Source organism: Specibacter sp. NPDC078692 (assembly GCF_040686835.1).
Lineage (GTDB): Bacteria > Actinomycetota > Actinomycetes > Actinomycetales > Micrococcaceae > Specibacter.
In genome coordinates, this window is record NZ_JBFBLV010000035.1 from 26,918 (window position 1) to 40,616 (window position 13,699).

The 13,699-nt window shown below is 58.0% G+C and carries 14 protein-coding genes and 1 pseudogene; 7 read left to right on the forward strand and 8 right to left on the reverse strand.

What is annotated here, in order from left to right; translation table 11 throughout:
- Positions 1-18: 18 nt before the first annotated feature.
- The 3 genes from AB0O97_RS17805 to AB0O97_RS17815 all read right to left on the reverse strand — a co-directional run bounded on the left by AB0O97_RS17805 (position 19) and on the right by AB0O97_RS17815 (position 1,455).
- Positions 19-393, reverse strand: coding sequence for a hypothetical protein (locus AB0O97_RS17805; protein WP_363884459.1), 375 nt, complete (start codon positions 391-393; stop codon positions 19-21).
- Positions 393-794 carry a J domain-containing protein gene (locus tag AB0O97_RS17810; RefSeq protein WP_363884461.1) on the reverse strand — a complete coding sequence of 134 codons (402 nt, stop codon included), beginning with the start codon at positions 792-794 and terminating at the stop codon, positions 393-395. The genes AB0O97_RS17805 and AB0O97_RS17810 overlap by 1 nt, the downstream gene beginning before the upstream one ends.
- Positions 795-1,032: 238 nt before the next feature.
- On the reverse strand, positions 1,033-1,455 hold the full coding sequence (locus AB0O97_RS17815; RefSeq protein ID WP_363884463.1) for an HSP20 family small heat-shock protein: 423 nt from the start codon (positions 1,453-1,455) through the stop codon (positions 1,033-1,035).
- A gap of 164 nt (positions 1,456-1,619) precedes the next feature.
- Here AB0O97_RS17815 and AB0O97_RS17820 point away from each other — a divergent pair, with 164 nt between their 5' ends.
- The 3 genes and pseudogenes from AB0O97_RS17820 to AB0O97_RS17830 form a co-directional block, all read left to right on the forward strand.
- On the forward strand, positions 1,620-1,985 hold the full coding sequence (locus tag AB0O97_RS17820; RefSeq protein WP_363884465.1) for a MerR family transcriptional regulator: 366 nt from the start codon (positions 1,620-1,622) through the stop codon (positions 1,983-1,985).
- Positions 1,986-2,394: 409 nt separating this feature from the next.
- Positions 2,395-3,783, forward strand: coding sequence for an MFS transporter (locus tag AB0O97_RS17825; protein WP_363884467.1), 1,389 nt, complete (start codon positions 2,395-2,397; stop codon positions 3,781-3,783).
- A gap of 185 nt (positions 3,784-3,968) precedes the next feature.
- Positions 3,969-4,163 (forward strand): annotated as a pseudogene (locus tag AB0O97_RS17830) (IS3 family transposase); the annotation flags it as partial.
- Between the two features lie 280 nt (positions 4,164-4,443).
- Here the strand turns inward: AB0O97_RS17830 and AB0O97_RS17835 are convergent.
- Complete coding sequence (locus AB0O97_RS17835; protein WP_363884469.1) at positions 4,444-5,055, reverse strand: heme-binding protein; 612 nt, start codon at positions 5,053-5,055, stop codon at positions 4,444-4,446.
- 387 nt (positions 5,056-5,442) lie between these two features.
- Between AB0O97_RS17835 and AB0O97_RS17840 the strand changes: the two genes are divergently transcribed.
- From AB0O97_RS17840 to AB0O97_RS17850, 3 genes are all read left to right on the forward strand, one after another.
- Entirely contained in the window at positions 5,443-7,074 is a 1,632-nt protein-coding gene (locus tag AB0O97_RS17840; protein ID WP_363884471.1) for an FAD-dependent oxidoreductase, read from the forward strand.
- A gap of 185 nt (positions 7,075-7,259) precedes the next feature.
- Entirely contained in the window at positions 7,260-8,129 is an 870-nt protein-coding gene (locus tag AB0O97_RS17845; protein WP_363884473.1) for an aldo/keto reductase, read from the forward strand.
- A 75-nt stretch (positions 8,130-8,204) separates the two neighbouring features.
- Positions 8,205-8,906: a type 1 glutamine amidotransferase domain-containing protein gene (locus tag AB0O97_RS17850; RefSeq protein WP_363884475.1), complete on the forward strand. Its 702-nt coding sequence runs from the start codon at positions 8,205-8,207 to the stop codon at positions 8,904-8,906.
- A 70-nt stretch (positions 8,907-8,976) separates the two neighbouring features.
- On the opposite strand, the gene AB0O97_RS17855 is transcribed toward AB0O97_RS17850, so the two are convergent.
- The 4 genes from AB0O97_RS17855 to AB0O97_RS17870 form a co-directional block, all read right to left on the reverse strand.
- A complete protein-coding gene (locus AB0O97_RS17855; RefSeq protein WP_363884477.1) occupies positions 8,977-9,201 on the reverse strand; it encodes a flavin reductase family protein in 225 nt (74 codons plus the stop codon).
- Between the two features lie 859 nt (positions 9,202-10,060).
- The gene (locus tag AB0O97_RS17860; protein ID WP_363884478.1) at positions 10,061-10,771 is read right to left on the reverse strand and encodes a hypothetical protein; all 711 of its coding nucleotides are present in this window, start codon (positions 10,769-10,771) and stop codon (positions 10,061-10,063) included.
- Between the two features lie 76 nt (positions 10,772-10,847).
- Positions 10,848-11,543, reverse strand: coding sequence for a helix-turn-helix domain-containing protein (locus tag AB0O97_RS17865; protein WP_363884480.1), 696 nt, complete (start codon positions 11,541-11,543; stop codon positions 10,848-10,850).
- 403 nt (positions 11,544-11,946) lie between these two features.
- On the reverse strand, positions 11,947-12,762 hold the full coding sequence (locus tag AB0O97_RS17870) for a hypothetical protein (protein WP_363884482.1): 816 nt from the start codon (positions 12,760-12,762) through the stop codon (positions 11,947-11,949).
- 235 nt (positions 12,763-12,997) lie between these two features.
- Here AB0O97_RS17870 and AB0O97_RS17875 point away from each other — a divergent pair, with 235 nt between their 5' ends.
- Positions 12,998-13,126: a hypothetical protein gene (locus AB0O97_RS17875; RefSeq protein ID WP_363884483.1), complete on the forward strand. Its 129-nt coding sequence runs from the start codon at positions 12,998-13,000 to the stop codon at positions 13,124-13,126.
- Positions 13,127-13,699 lie beyond the last annotated feature (573 nt).

The following is a 13,699-nucleotide window of genomic DNA, read 5'->3' on the forward strand; positions in this document are numbered from 1 at the left end:
TGCGGTCAGTGGTGGTGGTTAGTGCTTTTCGGGGCCGTGGATGAAATTTTCGGCGTGGTCGACGGCTTTTTTGAAGGCGTCGTTACGCAGGGCGATGTGCTCCGTGCCGGGGGATTGGAGGTAGTCCGTGCTGCCTGGACGTAGCAGCCAGATGTCTCCTGCGGGCGGGAGATAGAACACGGCGAAGGAACGGTGGATGCCATCGTCATCGTTCCATACCGGGACCACGGCCAGTGCGGCCCCGGTATCAGCGTTAATCCATTGAGCACGGGGCAGCGGTTGTTCGTGGAATTCGGGATCCAGGAACGGGGCCGTGCCCTTGCCCCAGCGTTGCTCGAAGCGTTCGTGGAAAGCCGGCAGCAGGGGTGAATCGTAGCGGTGCCATGCGCTCATCAAAATCTACCTCCTTGGCGGGGTGGTCCCCACCGTAGCGGACCGACAATGATCCAGGGACACTCGTGCGGTGCTGTGGGGAGGCCTGTACCCGTGTACCTCGTTGAGGAGGTCTTCTCCGGTGTCCTCTCATCCCGTTTGTCTGTCGACTGCCCTATTTGGCTGCCAGGCAGGTTATGGTCGTAGCGGGCCCGTCGGATAGGGTCCGCCAGCACGGCGTGTGCGTCCATGATCTGCGTCAGCTTCTCGTGCTCGCTGGCCGCCTCGCCCTGCGTGGCCGGAGCCGGGCGGGCGTCTGGGTGGTGGTATCGAAGCAGGGATCTGTATGCGCGGCGCACTTCCGCTGGGGTGGCCTGCGGATCCAGATGCAGCACGGCATATAAGTCTGGGGAACTTCTCATCACAGCTCACATCCTCGCGAGCCCCGCGGTGCCCGGCACCCCGGGGCGGCATCAGCTGATGGGTGGGGCGGTCCCCGGTCTTGGGGGCCGGGGACCGCCGGTGCGGGAGACAGTAACAGTTACCGCTTTTTGTTGCGCTTGAGGCGCGGTGGCGTGCCCTACGGCGATCGCCCGATATCCCTTCGCGGACCTGGTCTGCCTTCCCGGTCTGGGTTAACCGGTTTTGAGTACTGTTGCGTCAGGCGTTGATGGCCTGGCGGTCTCCTTCCTTGGTGGTGATAGCGATCTTGCGTGGCTTGGCCTTCTCGGCTACTGGGATGCGCAGGGTTAGTACCCCGGTGTCGTAACTGGCTTCGATGTGCTCTGTGTCCAAGTTCTCGCCCAAGACCAGTTGGCGGCTGAACACGCCGCGGGGCCGTTCGGAGGCCAGCATCTCCTTGTTCCCATCCAGGCCCGGACGTTCCGCCCGGACCGTGACGACATTGCGTTCCACATCGAGGTTGATCGAGTCCGGGGCTACCCCGGGAAGGTCAAATTCCACCTCAAAGGTGTCCCCGTCACGCCAGGCGTCCATCGGCATCGCCGCCGGGCGGGCCGCGGTTCCCAGAACCTGCTGCGCGAGCCGGTCGAGTTCACGGAACGGGTCTGTACGCATCAACATTGCTTACTCACTCCTTCACAACGCCACTTAATCTCAGTGTCATTTAGCTTTCAGTTGCAGATATTTAGTTCTCTCACGCCGCCATGATCTGTTGTGGCTGGCATAGATTTTTTATAACACGACTGACACACTGGGTGCAAGGTGTATTTATTCAAGCAAGCAAGATGGCAACTCAGGAGCTCACTACCGTGGTATCCAACCCGCAAGCACGCGGCGTGTACGCGATCTCCGTCGCGGCTGAACTCGTCGGAACGGGCCAGCAAAACCTCCGGCTCTACGAACGGAAGGGGTTATTGGTACCGGGGCGTACCGTAGGCGGCACGCGCCGCTACAGCGAGCAGGACCTGGTAACCCTTCGACGGATCACGGAGCTTCTCTCCCTGGGCCTGAACCTCTCCGGCATCCGCCTAGTCTTGGTGTTGGAGAAGGAAAATGAGACTTTGCGGACACAACTCGGCGACCAAACCCGCGACCGAGGCGAGACACCACGGCACATCAGAACGAAGCCAGGCGCCGTTGCGCATCAGTGAGAGTACCCCCGCCTCTAATTTTCAGAAGTCGCCTCCACCAATTTCAGTACTCGGCTGCACAGACCTGGTGCAGTCCGTAGGTGGAACCATGATGCGGACAAAATTCAGTCAATCTCGTGGTCGATACAATCGAATGACAATTGGTACCAGCTTGCTGGTCTACACGAAATGCTGGGGAAAGTTCGACCTAATGTCTGCAGACCGGACATGTGGCGATTAGGACGTTGCTCTGGGTCTTGTGCAGCATCTTGTTGGAGTCCCTATGGGTGGCGCGGAAAAGGAAAAATTCTCTGAGGAACACCCCAAGTGACCCGGAGGGAGTTCCTAGATAGATTCAGCTCCGATTCCTGCCATGGTGGCACGCAACCCTTAACAAAAATGGTGCGGGGCGGGCAAGGAATGCTTACAGATGCACTCGCCTTGCCCGCCCCATAGGGTGAATTGCTGTGGTCGTCTCGGTGTATTTCTGATTGGATCCCGCATCTTGCAGGGCGTCGGCGGTGCCATGGTTTTGCCCACGACCCTTTCGATTATCAATGCCACTTTTCGCGGCAAGGAAAGGGCCATCGCCTTCGCCGTGTGGGGCTCCACGATTGGTGGCATGTCCGCCATAGGTCCGCTGCTGGGTGCATGGCTGACCACGTCTTTCTCTTGGAGGTGGGCATTTGGGATCAACATTCCCCTGGGCATGATAGTTGTGGTGGGAATATTCATGGCAGTCGAGGAGTCGCGCGACACCACCTCAGGCAGGACAATCGACATTAGCGGTGCCGTGCTCTCGGTGATCGCCAGCGCAGCATTGGTGTTCGGGCTGATTGAGGGAAGAAATTACGGGTGGTGGCTGGTCCATAACCCTTTCACTTTGGGCAGCTGGCGTTGGCCCCTGGAACTGTCGCCGGTGCCGGTGGCATTCGTTGTGAGCCTTCTGTCGGTAGTAGCCTTCATCGCTTCAGGGCTGTCCCGTTCGCGCAGGGGCGCCAGTACCCTACTTGATTTCAGCCTCTTTTCCATCCCGTCCTTCCGGAATGGCAATGTAGCAGCCATGATTGTGAGCTTGGGCGAGTTCGGCATCATCTTGTCACTGCCAATTTGGCTTCAGAACGTATTGGGGTACTCCGCGTTACAGACGGGTCTGCTGCTGCTGCCTCTTGCGGCAGGGTCCTTCGCCGCCAGTGGATTGGCCGGTGCTCTGGGCAATAAGATCAAGCCCGTGACAATTGTCCGCACGGGCATTGGGTTGGAAATTATCGGCGTGGCACTGTTGGGCCTGTCGATCAGTTCAACCACACCGTGGGGTCTATTGGTGCCCTTCCTGTTCATCTACGGACTGGGAGTAGGACTTGCCACAGCCCAACTCACTGGGGTTGCACTCAAGGATGTTCCGCAGCTCAAAAGTGGTCAGGCATCCGGAACCCAAAGCACGTCACGACAAATCGGTTCCGCTCTGGGTATCGCCATCCTTGGAACAGTTTTGTTCACGACCGCCTCGGTGCAGCTGGACAACTACCTGAGCGATCAAACCATGCCCCCACAAACACGGGAGCAGATCGTCACAACCGTGGTGGAAAGCTCAGGAGCCGCCATTAAAGTCCTTCAGCAGGATCCGACAACCCAAGGTGCTGCGGAGGCCGCCAGAACAGCATTTTCGAACGGCACCAAATATTCCGCCTACTTCGCCGCAGGGTTCCTGAGCCTGGGCTTGCTGGCCACCCTGTCCCTTGGCAGTAAGGAGGCAACACGGAAAGACCCTGCCCGAGGCCTGGAACCGGAAGCCCTTTCAGAACCGCCTGCAAACTGAGACAGTTCACCAGTAATGCCGATGGGCACAGTAGCCACAATCAAGCCTGTAACCAAAAGGGTGGCTTCAGGATCCACGTAGAGCCACAATTCTTACATGGGTTGACCGGGTCACCCGGAACTGCGACAGCAACATATTCGCTCTGTCCGGTGCATGGATCCAGCTGGGGACGTTGCCACCACCCCCAACACTCCCGGATCGTCTTCCACACCCCGGCTAACGTCCACTACGGCTTCGTCGACGAGGTCGCACAGAAATGATCGCAGACCCTGGCGGCAGCACGGGCCACACGCCCCCAACGATTCAGCACCACTACCGACCCCAAAATTCTGGCCCTCCCCGGCCCGGCATGGATCAACCAACCACAAGAACCCACCTGAAAAACAGCAGCCTAGCCGCTGTCTAACTCACCTTGGTACCGCTTGACTTGAAAAATTCCGTGTCGACGCGATCGACAGTTTTGAGATGTCAGAAGCCGATTCTGTCCTTTGTTACTGCGACAGGTGCATGACAATAGATGATACTGAAAAGCCGGCGTTTGGCACTCAATTTAATGTGTTTCTGATGAGTCGGTTGTAACTGGCGTTATTTTTGGCGGGTAGCTATTGATGGTTACGGAACTCCATTGTCCACATTGTGGCGATTACAAGAGTGGATGGTCTATGTTGAGCTGTATCCGGTGCCACCTTGGCCGGGCTCCACAAGGTCAAGCACTATCTCATTGCGACGCAGCCACCATGGCTTGAACGGCGGATCAAATCTGGCGAAGCGGGGCGCGCCAATCGATGCGAGACCGGCTTCCCTCAAGGCAATTCTCAGCGATTGAAGATGCTGCTGATAGCGCGCGGCACTCCAGCGTCCGTTGAAGCGGACAACCGCAGCAAGGCTCTCTGGAACTGTCCGTAAGTGCACATTGGGATTGGTGGGCCAAGGCGCGCTCTCGATCGTGAAACCTTCCGGCAAGACAAAGGCGACCCGGAACTTTGACGTCCCGCCGCCATCCCTTTGGACCTCAACTCCTTGCTGTAGGACGGGAGCGGTCATCGAGATCTTTTCTGGAGCAGCCTCCTGCACCACCGGGGCGGTCATCGCGACTTTGTGGCTTGCCTGGTTCTCTCCGCTGATATAGGCAAAAAGGTAACGGAACGCGCGGTTGCTGGCATCTTCAAAGGTTCCCTCGACAAGGACCTCCGCCAGGACGTGCTCGGGATAGCGGCGTACTTCAAAATCATCGAAGCTTCGCACGATTTGGTAAGGCTGCTGATCAGTCATGTCATCACGGTACTCCGACCCCGTTGCAGAGAGAGGTGGAACCGACTGTCGAAGACACGCTAGTTTGATCCCCACCCCCGAATCCAGTAATTCTTAGCGTCGATACCCCCTGCGGCGGCCACCGATGTGGAGTCCAAGCCCCCGCATATTTACGACTGCACCCGGGATAGACGGTAAGAAACATGCATCCGCGAAGTGCCTTTTGTTCTTGGAAGAATTGTTCTACAGTGAGTTGAATTTTCCGAGACAGGGGAGATTTGATGATGAAAAATATCGGTCATTCACCGACTTTCGTTGGCGGATCAGGGCTAAGCTCTGGTAACGGCACGTAGCTTTGGTAAGGGCACGAATTAATACGATGATTCCTGACCGGAGAAGGAAAATGCTGTGAAGGTAATTGTGATTGGCGCGGGGCTGGCGGGCCTGCGTGCCGCAGGACTAGCCGTGGCGGAAGGGCACGAGGTCACGGTCTTGGAAGCATCCCCTATAGTTGGTGGCCGCGTCGATACAGAACTAATTGACGGATTCCGGTGCGACCGGGGGTTTCAGCTCATTAACCCGGCTTACCCAGACGCTCGGCGGGCGCTGAACCTCAAAGACCTTGACCTACATCCATCAGGACGCGGTGTCGCAGTTCGCGATGAGTCTGGGTTGCAGATAGTCGCAGATCCCTTCCGGCATCCCTCATACCTGAAAGGGTTGTTCAGCGGTACGGTCAAACTAAGCGACGTTGCTGCGTTGCTCCGTTGGAATCGCCTTGCAAGCGACGAATCACTGACACTGCACCAAACGATTGACAGCGCTGGTTTCTCAGTGTCCTTACGCAAGGTCATTCAAAAATTCTTTTCGGGTGTGGTGGCAGACCGGGATCTAAAAACCGTGGCTTCTTCAGCTAGGACACTGGCCTGGTATTTCGCCAAGGGAATCCCATCCTTGCCGGCACAAGGAATGTCGGCAGTGGCACATCAGTTGGCCGGGCCGGTCTTGGAACGGATCAGATTCTCGACGACTGCAGAATCACTTAGCAGCCACAATGGCCAAGTGAGAGTGGTCTGTACCTCCGGCGAAGAGCTGATAGCGGACCAGGTGGTGGTGGCCACCGGTCCCCGGGATAGTGCCCGGCTCACTGGACAGCCAGAGCCGACCATGAATTCTCTGACCACGTGGTGGTTTGATGCTCCTCAGCGTCCCAGTAAGTTGCCCTTCCTCTTCCTTGATCTCCGAGGAAATTCCCGGCTGATCCACACTTCAGTGATCTCCAATGCGTGCCCGTCCTACGCCCCTGCCGGACGACATCTGGTGCAAGCCACCGCTGTGGGTGTGCATAATCTCGATGACAGCGAGGCTATGGCCCAAGCCGCCAGCATCATGGGAGTCAAAGATCCCAGCTGGAGGTTGCTGGTCAGGCACCACATCCCGGATGCTCTGCCCTCTATTGAGCCCGGGCGACGGCCCCTTTCAAGTGGGATCGACGGCGTGATCATCGCCGGAGATACTGCCGAAGCCTCCATCCAAGGAGCATTGGCCAGTGGAGCTGCTGCCGCACGGGCACTTGGCGCAACGCACGGAATGGCCAAGGCGCGTGGGCCTTTCAGCGATACGTTCACGCTCCAGATTAGGCGCACCGGAGAGGCCAATGATGTATGGGACAAGCTGACCGATCTTGATGGCCACACCCGAGCCATTCCCCTCACCATCGTGTCGCCAGCACAGAGCCGGATGCATGATGGTCTGGAGTTTGTTGGACTCACATCCGTGGGGCCAGTAAAAATGGCTGACCGCATGGTGGTACGCCGCGCCGAAGCACCTAATGCTGGAAATCCGGGACGCTTAGAGGTGTCTAAATTTGGTCCGCTGGCAGGCGAGGTCGAGGCCCGCGTAGAGCAGGACGACGCCGGCGTGGTGGTCACCTGGACCCAAAGTCTCCGGCCAGCGTGGCTGCCGCGCTGGCTGCGACCCCTTGGAGCTGTTGTGGCACGGGCAGGCTACGGCATTGGACTGCGCAAACTGCTGAGCTAAAAGTGCCCCCATCGAGATGGCCTGCCATGTAGCCACGAGTTAGGTTGATGAGCGTGGTGCAGTCAATAAGTCGCTTGTTTGGACACGGTCAAAAGTCCGAGTTCACTACGAGAAGGAGGCACGTTCCACCTGCCACTTCACAACCACGAGGGAATACTCGGCGAGTCGAGGGGGTTGTGTCCTCTATGGAACATGAGAACTCACAGCATCTGAAACTATCACCCACCATCGATCTATCGGGTCTGGGAACGGTCCATCGTTTAGGGTTCGGTGCCATGCGCATCGTCGGTGACGGAGTCTGGGGTGAGCCTGCGGACCGCAGTGCCGCGATCGCCGTCGTCCAACGTGCCGTGGAACTCGGAGTCGACTTCATTGACACCGCTGATTCCTACGGGCCTAACATCAGCGAAGACATTCTGGCCGAGGCACTGCACCCCTACAAGGATGGCCTGAAGATCGCCACAAAGGTCGGCTTCACCCGCACGGGCCCCGACGCATGGATTCCCGTGGGCCGAGCCGAATACCTGCGCCAGCAAACCGAGCTGAGTATGCGCAAGTTGAAAGTGGATTCCTTGGATCTGCTCCAGCTGCACCGGATCGATCCCAAGGTGGATCCGGAAGAGCAATTCACGGTCCTGCGTGAGCTGCAGCAAGAGGGCAAGGTCAAAGCAATAGGCCTCTCACAGGTCAGCGTGGCCGAGCTTCAGGAAGCCGGGAAGTACTTCACCGTCTCTACCGTGCAGAACCGGTACAACCTCACCGACCGCAGCTCCGAGGACGTGCTGAACTACGCCGAGCGAAACGGTATTGGCTTCATCCCCTGGGCACCCATTTCCGCTGGCGAGCTGGCACGGCCCGGCGGACCCCTCGATGAGGCCGCCAAGCGCCTGGGTGCCACCACCTCGCAGGTGGCCTTGGCGTGGCTGTTGCGCCGCTCGCCGGCCATGATGCCCATTCCCGGCACCGGCTCTATCAAGCACCTCGAAGAAAACATGGGCGCGGCCGGCGTGGCCCTTGATGACGAAACTTACGCGGAACTCGAAGCAGCGCGCTAACAGCCTTCCACCGCGTCAATAACTACACACGAACATCAGCTGGGCCGCACGGCCCAGCAGAACAGGAACACAAACTTGGCTAACATACTGATGGTTGTTTCCGCCGCTGATTCCCTCACCATGCGCGACGGCAGCGAACACCCCACCGGCTATTGGGCGGAGGAGCTTGTGGTTTCGCACAAGACCCTGCTCGACGCCGGACACACCGTTCACATTGCAACTCCCGGAGGCGTGAAGCCCACCGTGGATCAGGTGAGTTTGGCGCCCGATTCGGCTGGGGGCCAGGAAAGAGCCGCGGGTTTCCGCGAGTACATCGCCTCGATAGACGCGCAGCTGGCTGCGCCTCTGGTGCTGGCGGAGGTAAACGTGGAACTCTACGACGCCGTCGTCGTGCCCGGTGGACACGGCCCCATGACCGATCTCTACAAGGACAAGGATTTGGGCCGGCTGCTCATCGCTGCAGATACGGGCGGAAAGATCATTGCCCCGTTCTGCCATGGTCCGGCCGCTCTGCTAAGCGCGGTGAGTGATGAGGGCAAGTTCGCCTTCGAAGGCCGCCACCTGACCGTATTCACCAATGAAGAAGAGCTCAACGGTGGGACCGGGCCCAACACTCCTTGGTTCGTTGAGCATGCCTTGAAGGACAAGGGCGCCATCATTGACAATGGTGCTGCCTGGAGCTCCAATGTAGTCCGCAGTGGCAACCTCATCACTGGACAAAACCCTCAGTCCAGCGAGGACGTGGCCAACGAAGTCATCAAAGCACTCCTGAAATAACACGAGTGACTCAGCGGGTCCCGCCGTGTAGTCCAGGCCGGACCTGCTGAGGCAACCACATTCAGTATTCCTAACGGATAAACGGCTCGAAGGACTTCGCGCCGGCGAACGACGCGCCATCCTGCCCTTCATCGAGACACTCACCCATCTGGAGGAAGGCGCCCTCGTGGAAGAGCAACGGCCCCGCATCCCCCACGGTCAGTGCGCAGACCGCACCCACCACGATGACGTGATCGCCGCCGTTGTAGTTGTTCCACGCGCGGCATCCAAACGTGGCCGCGTTGCCCACCAACACCGGAACATTTTGCGTTCAGGCCGTGGCCTCTCGCAGAACGGAACTTCAAATGCGAAAAGGCCTTCAAAAGGATCCTGCATCCCGCGCGTGGCCTCGTCGCCAACCCCGCGGCCGATGACAGGGTCTTGAATTTCGAGAAGGACAGCGTCCGGAAGTTGGAGCGGCCGGGGATACCGGCTGCAATAGCAGCAAGAGCTGCAGTACCAGCAGCCAAGGAACATTGTCAGGGCTCAGTTGCAATACACTCGCCGCCGCGAGCGAGGTGGGTATGTCCACCTCGCCCCATGTTTGGGGGCGGCGATCGGTCAGGCAGCTTGGCTAACATGCGCCCAAGCTACCTTCAAAGACCGCGCGCAGGTGAACCGCACAGGTCTTGTATCAATTTAGTGCGTTTCTAATGAGTTCGGTCGAAGCAGCGTCTCCCAGTCCCACTCCCCCGCAGCAAAGCCGCAGGTCAGCGGTACGTCCCCTACCCCACCGGGCCATTCCAACCGACGACCGTTGCGTTCTAAGACGCCCATCGCCTTGAAGCGCACCCGGAAATCGCCAAAAATCCCCGCAATTCCAGGATTTTTGAGCAGTGCCGATAACTACCGACCACCAATGGGCCTCCTATGGGATTCGAACCCATGACCCCCGCTGTCGCCTCTATCGTCCGATTCGACTTGCCAAAAGCCATTCCTGACCTTTTTCAGTACGAAGGAAGCATAACAATGGATGGTACTGAAGCTTGCATGATTGTCATCCAATTTAATGAGTTTCTAATGAGTCGGTTACATCCACCGTGGTGACAGCTCGCGCGCCTCGCCCGTACGACTACAAGCCGGCCGACGAAATCAAGATGGCCTCGTAGGCTGGCTCAGTCGGGGTTGCCCAAACGGCCGATCGGAGGCAGCACCGGCATCTTGTCTGCAGTTGCCAGGATTCGCAGCACGTCGTGTGCCGCTTGACGTTTCGACTCTTCGAGCTGCATCCACCCCTGGTGCGTCGGAGACACGAGCGCAGTAAACAGGGCCTTGATCCTCTTCCTGTCGGAGCCGTGACGCGCCTCGACGATGGCGTAGGGGTCTTTGATGCACGCACACAGCACGGCAGCGTCGTCCAAGTGCCTGCCGCGGTCCCGTGAATCCGTCATGTAGGCGGCACCTTTGAGAACCAGGGCGCCATGCACGTTGGGGATGCTCAGCTGGGTCTTGACCCCATCATCGCCAATGATCACCACGTTTACCGTGCGCTGGAGAGCCTGAGTGCCTCCCTCGATCTGGAACGGCTCCCTACCGGCCATCTTCGTGATGTTCCGCGGCGCCGTGTGGTCTGCGATCATGACATCGACCTGCTCTTTACCGCGAAGGAAGCGGTGCGCGGGTGCATCCTCATTCAGTGACTGCTTGATCTCGTAGCCCAGAGCCCCGAGGGCATGCTGCATCTTCGGAGCAGTAGTTGCCTCCGTTTCAATGTGCAGCACCATGTCCACGTCCGTGGTGGCTCGGCTAACCGGAAGGCCAGCAGCCGTTGCGTGCAGCTGAACCATGAGTCCACCAACCAGCGTCCACTGGTCAGAAGGGATCACGGCGGCCAACTCCATGCATTGCGGCCAAGGCGGCGCCCATCCTCCGGCAGGTGCCTCGATAGTCCAAGTTTCGCGTTCAACCACCATTAGCTTCTTTCCACTGCGTGAAGATCTTTTCGAGCATGTTTTTGCCGGCGGCCCGCTCCCGGGAGTTGAGTGAATCCATAAGGTCGACGGCAATGGCAGCATCTGGCGTGCCGGGATCTTCGAAGGCGTATCCGCCATCGACGATGTGCATGATGATATTCCCGGCAGGGTCCTCCACCAGGGACAGACCGTTGACAATCATCGGCGCCCTGACTGTATCGAGGTAGCCTTCCAGAACATCCGTCCTTCCGGCGGCCAGCCCGAATCGATCCGCAACCACTGAATCGTTCAGGGCCGTCGTCCCTGTAGGCAGGAAGTAGTCTGCAGCACGTGGAATACCGGCGGGTGCAATGCGGTAGCGCTTCACCTGGTCTTTGGTACCCACGGCCGCCGCCAGTTCGGCTGTATCCATGGTTTTGAGGCGCTGCTTGAGACGGTAACGGGACGTCGCGTCAATCCAGCTTGGTGTTCCACCCTCAATGATCTTGAGCGCGGCCCAGGCCGTCGCAGCATTCCAACTGCGCCCCTTCAGGGGACGCCGGTTCTTATAACGCTGGACAGAAGCACTGTCGATGAGAATCGAGCGTCCAGCACGGCCGGCCACGAGCAGACTTCCATTTTTGAGCAGTTTATGGACCATAGGCCGTGTGGCTTTTAGCTCCTCGGCAGCTTCCACTGTGGTCATCCAAGATTGAACCATAGACACAATAGTAACCTGTTATCAACTATTATGCATAGTCATATCAGTTAACTCTGAACAACCGATATGCCCATCTGATCTAGGTACGACACCCAGCCACAAGCAACACCGCTGAATGCCGACTCACCATGCACCGATCGACCTATCGACCTGACCCTGACTCCAAGATGGCAACCAAACTTTGGGCGGACCCCATGAGCAAATATCTGATCCGATTCCTGAAAACAGAGACCCCAAAATTCCGCCTCCACCCGATCCTAAATGAATCAATCAACCCAAGGAAAAACAGCATAAAAGCCGTTTACCGTCCATTGGTGCCCCTCGACCCGGATAATTCCGTCACCTTTCAGCGATACACCCCCGAGTGTCGTCACGCTTAGCGTTGAACCTAATCGTCAGGATTCTCACGGGTGACGCTTATACCGGCGGATGCATTCCTGTTGCTTCGCGACACCTTCCAGAGGACGTTGTCGTAGGTACGTGCGTACCAAGCGGCTAGTCCGTGATCTCTAAGTTGGAAGTCATGTTTAATTTCGCGGAGGTCGAGGGGAGCCTGTGTTTCCAATGCGTCCAAAAACTCCCGGGGCATGGCTTTTCGCACTGTTAGGCCCTTGGCCTTGCGGACGAACCAGCGCTCGGGATTCGTACCGTCTTTGGATTCCACGAACCACCCATGGTTGCCTCTCATGGCAGGGAGGGGAATTTTAGGGCGCCAAAGCAGATTTTCGAACGTTAAGTTTGCTCCGCGCTTCTGAAGCATCACAATCGCCTCGGCAGCATAGGACGGCATGTCTGCGTGGGCGGGTTCGTCGGTTGCTTCTTGGAAGCTCACGTCCACGCTGCTGGATTCTTCTGATGATGTTTGCAAACTTTGACCGTAGTCATGATTCGCAGTTTGCTCTTCGACCCTGAGTAACACGCGTCGAACATCTTCAAGAACCTGGTTTGTTGCTTCACCGAGGTCGTGGGTCGCTTCACCAATGTGTCGCAAGTGGGACGTGTCCGCATTCTGGTTCCGGGCAATAATGAACGTCAGCACAATTGCGGTGACTGCACCGAGTCCACCAAGGATAACGAGGGCGGGTTCGGACTGATTCCCCGCAAATACGAAAGTCATGAGGCCCAGGAGTACACCCACAATAAGAAGGACTAATGGCAGCGTCTGCCCACGTGATGGCTTGGACGTGAAGTTGGATTTGAGCACGATTCGAGGTTAGTCCAGTCCATCCAGCAAACATGCTTATTTCTTCGAGCACTCGCATTTATTACGTTTGGGACTCTCCTAAACGCGGGAAATGCAGGACTCAAGCCCCAAACGTCGCGAGGGCACACTAGACTCACCGATCGCTTGGTATGCTGTTGCATCCTTTCTGAATAGTCCTCTGCGCACGGCCGGCCAGCCAGAATGCCCTAGGTCGGAGACATCAAATATCCCAGAGATGGACAACCAAATCCTCGATGCCATGTTCTCGAGAATGCCCATGAGCATGTTCGGTATGGTCTGGGTTGCCGCACCATGGGTCTGGGAAATGAATCTGCAGCTAGAGTGCCACCACCCGTTGGGTTGACATTCGATCAGAGTCAGTATGTTCCGTGCCTAGAAGCCGAGACGAAAGGCGGTCAGCGACGGCGGGGTTATCCACCGCGTGCTCAGCCGGGATAAGGTCAATGGACGCAGAGGGAAGGGGCTAACCGATACGGTCCGAGGTTCAATTTAATGAGTTTCTAATGAGTTCGGTCCGAACGGAGCACCGCCAGGCCACGCGGCTCCAGGAAAACCGCAGGTCAGCGTCATATACCCCGCCCTACCGAGCGCTTCCAACCGACGACCTTTGTATTCGAAGGGGAGGACCGTCTGGGCGCCGTCCGGAAGGACACCGCTGGCATTGAGCAGCGACCTGCATCGCCCAATTCCCTGTTATTCCGCGCATCTTGGATGCCTGCCGGCCGCTTGCGAAGGCCGTGCAACTCAGGGATTCGGACCGACGAGGGTTCCGTTCTAAGACGCCCATCGCCTTGAAGCACACCCGGAAATCGCCAAAAATCCGGCTCTCCTGACATATCCGTGGGTCATTTTCGTCCGGGGAGTACCGGTTTGTGGCCGCCGAGGCTGAGCATGGCCAGGCTGATCAATGCTTGCG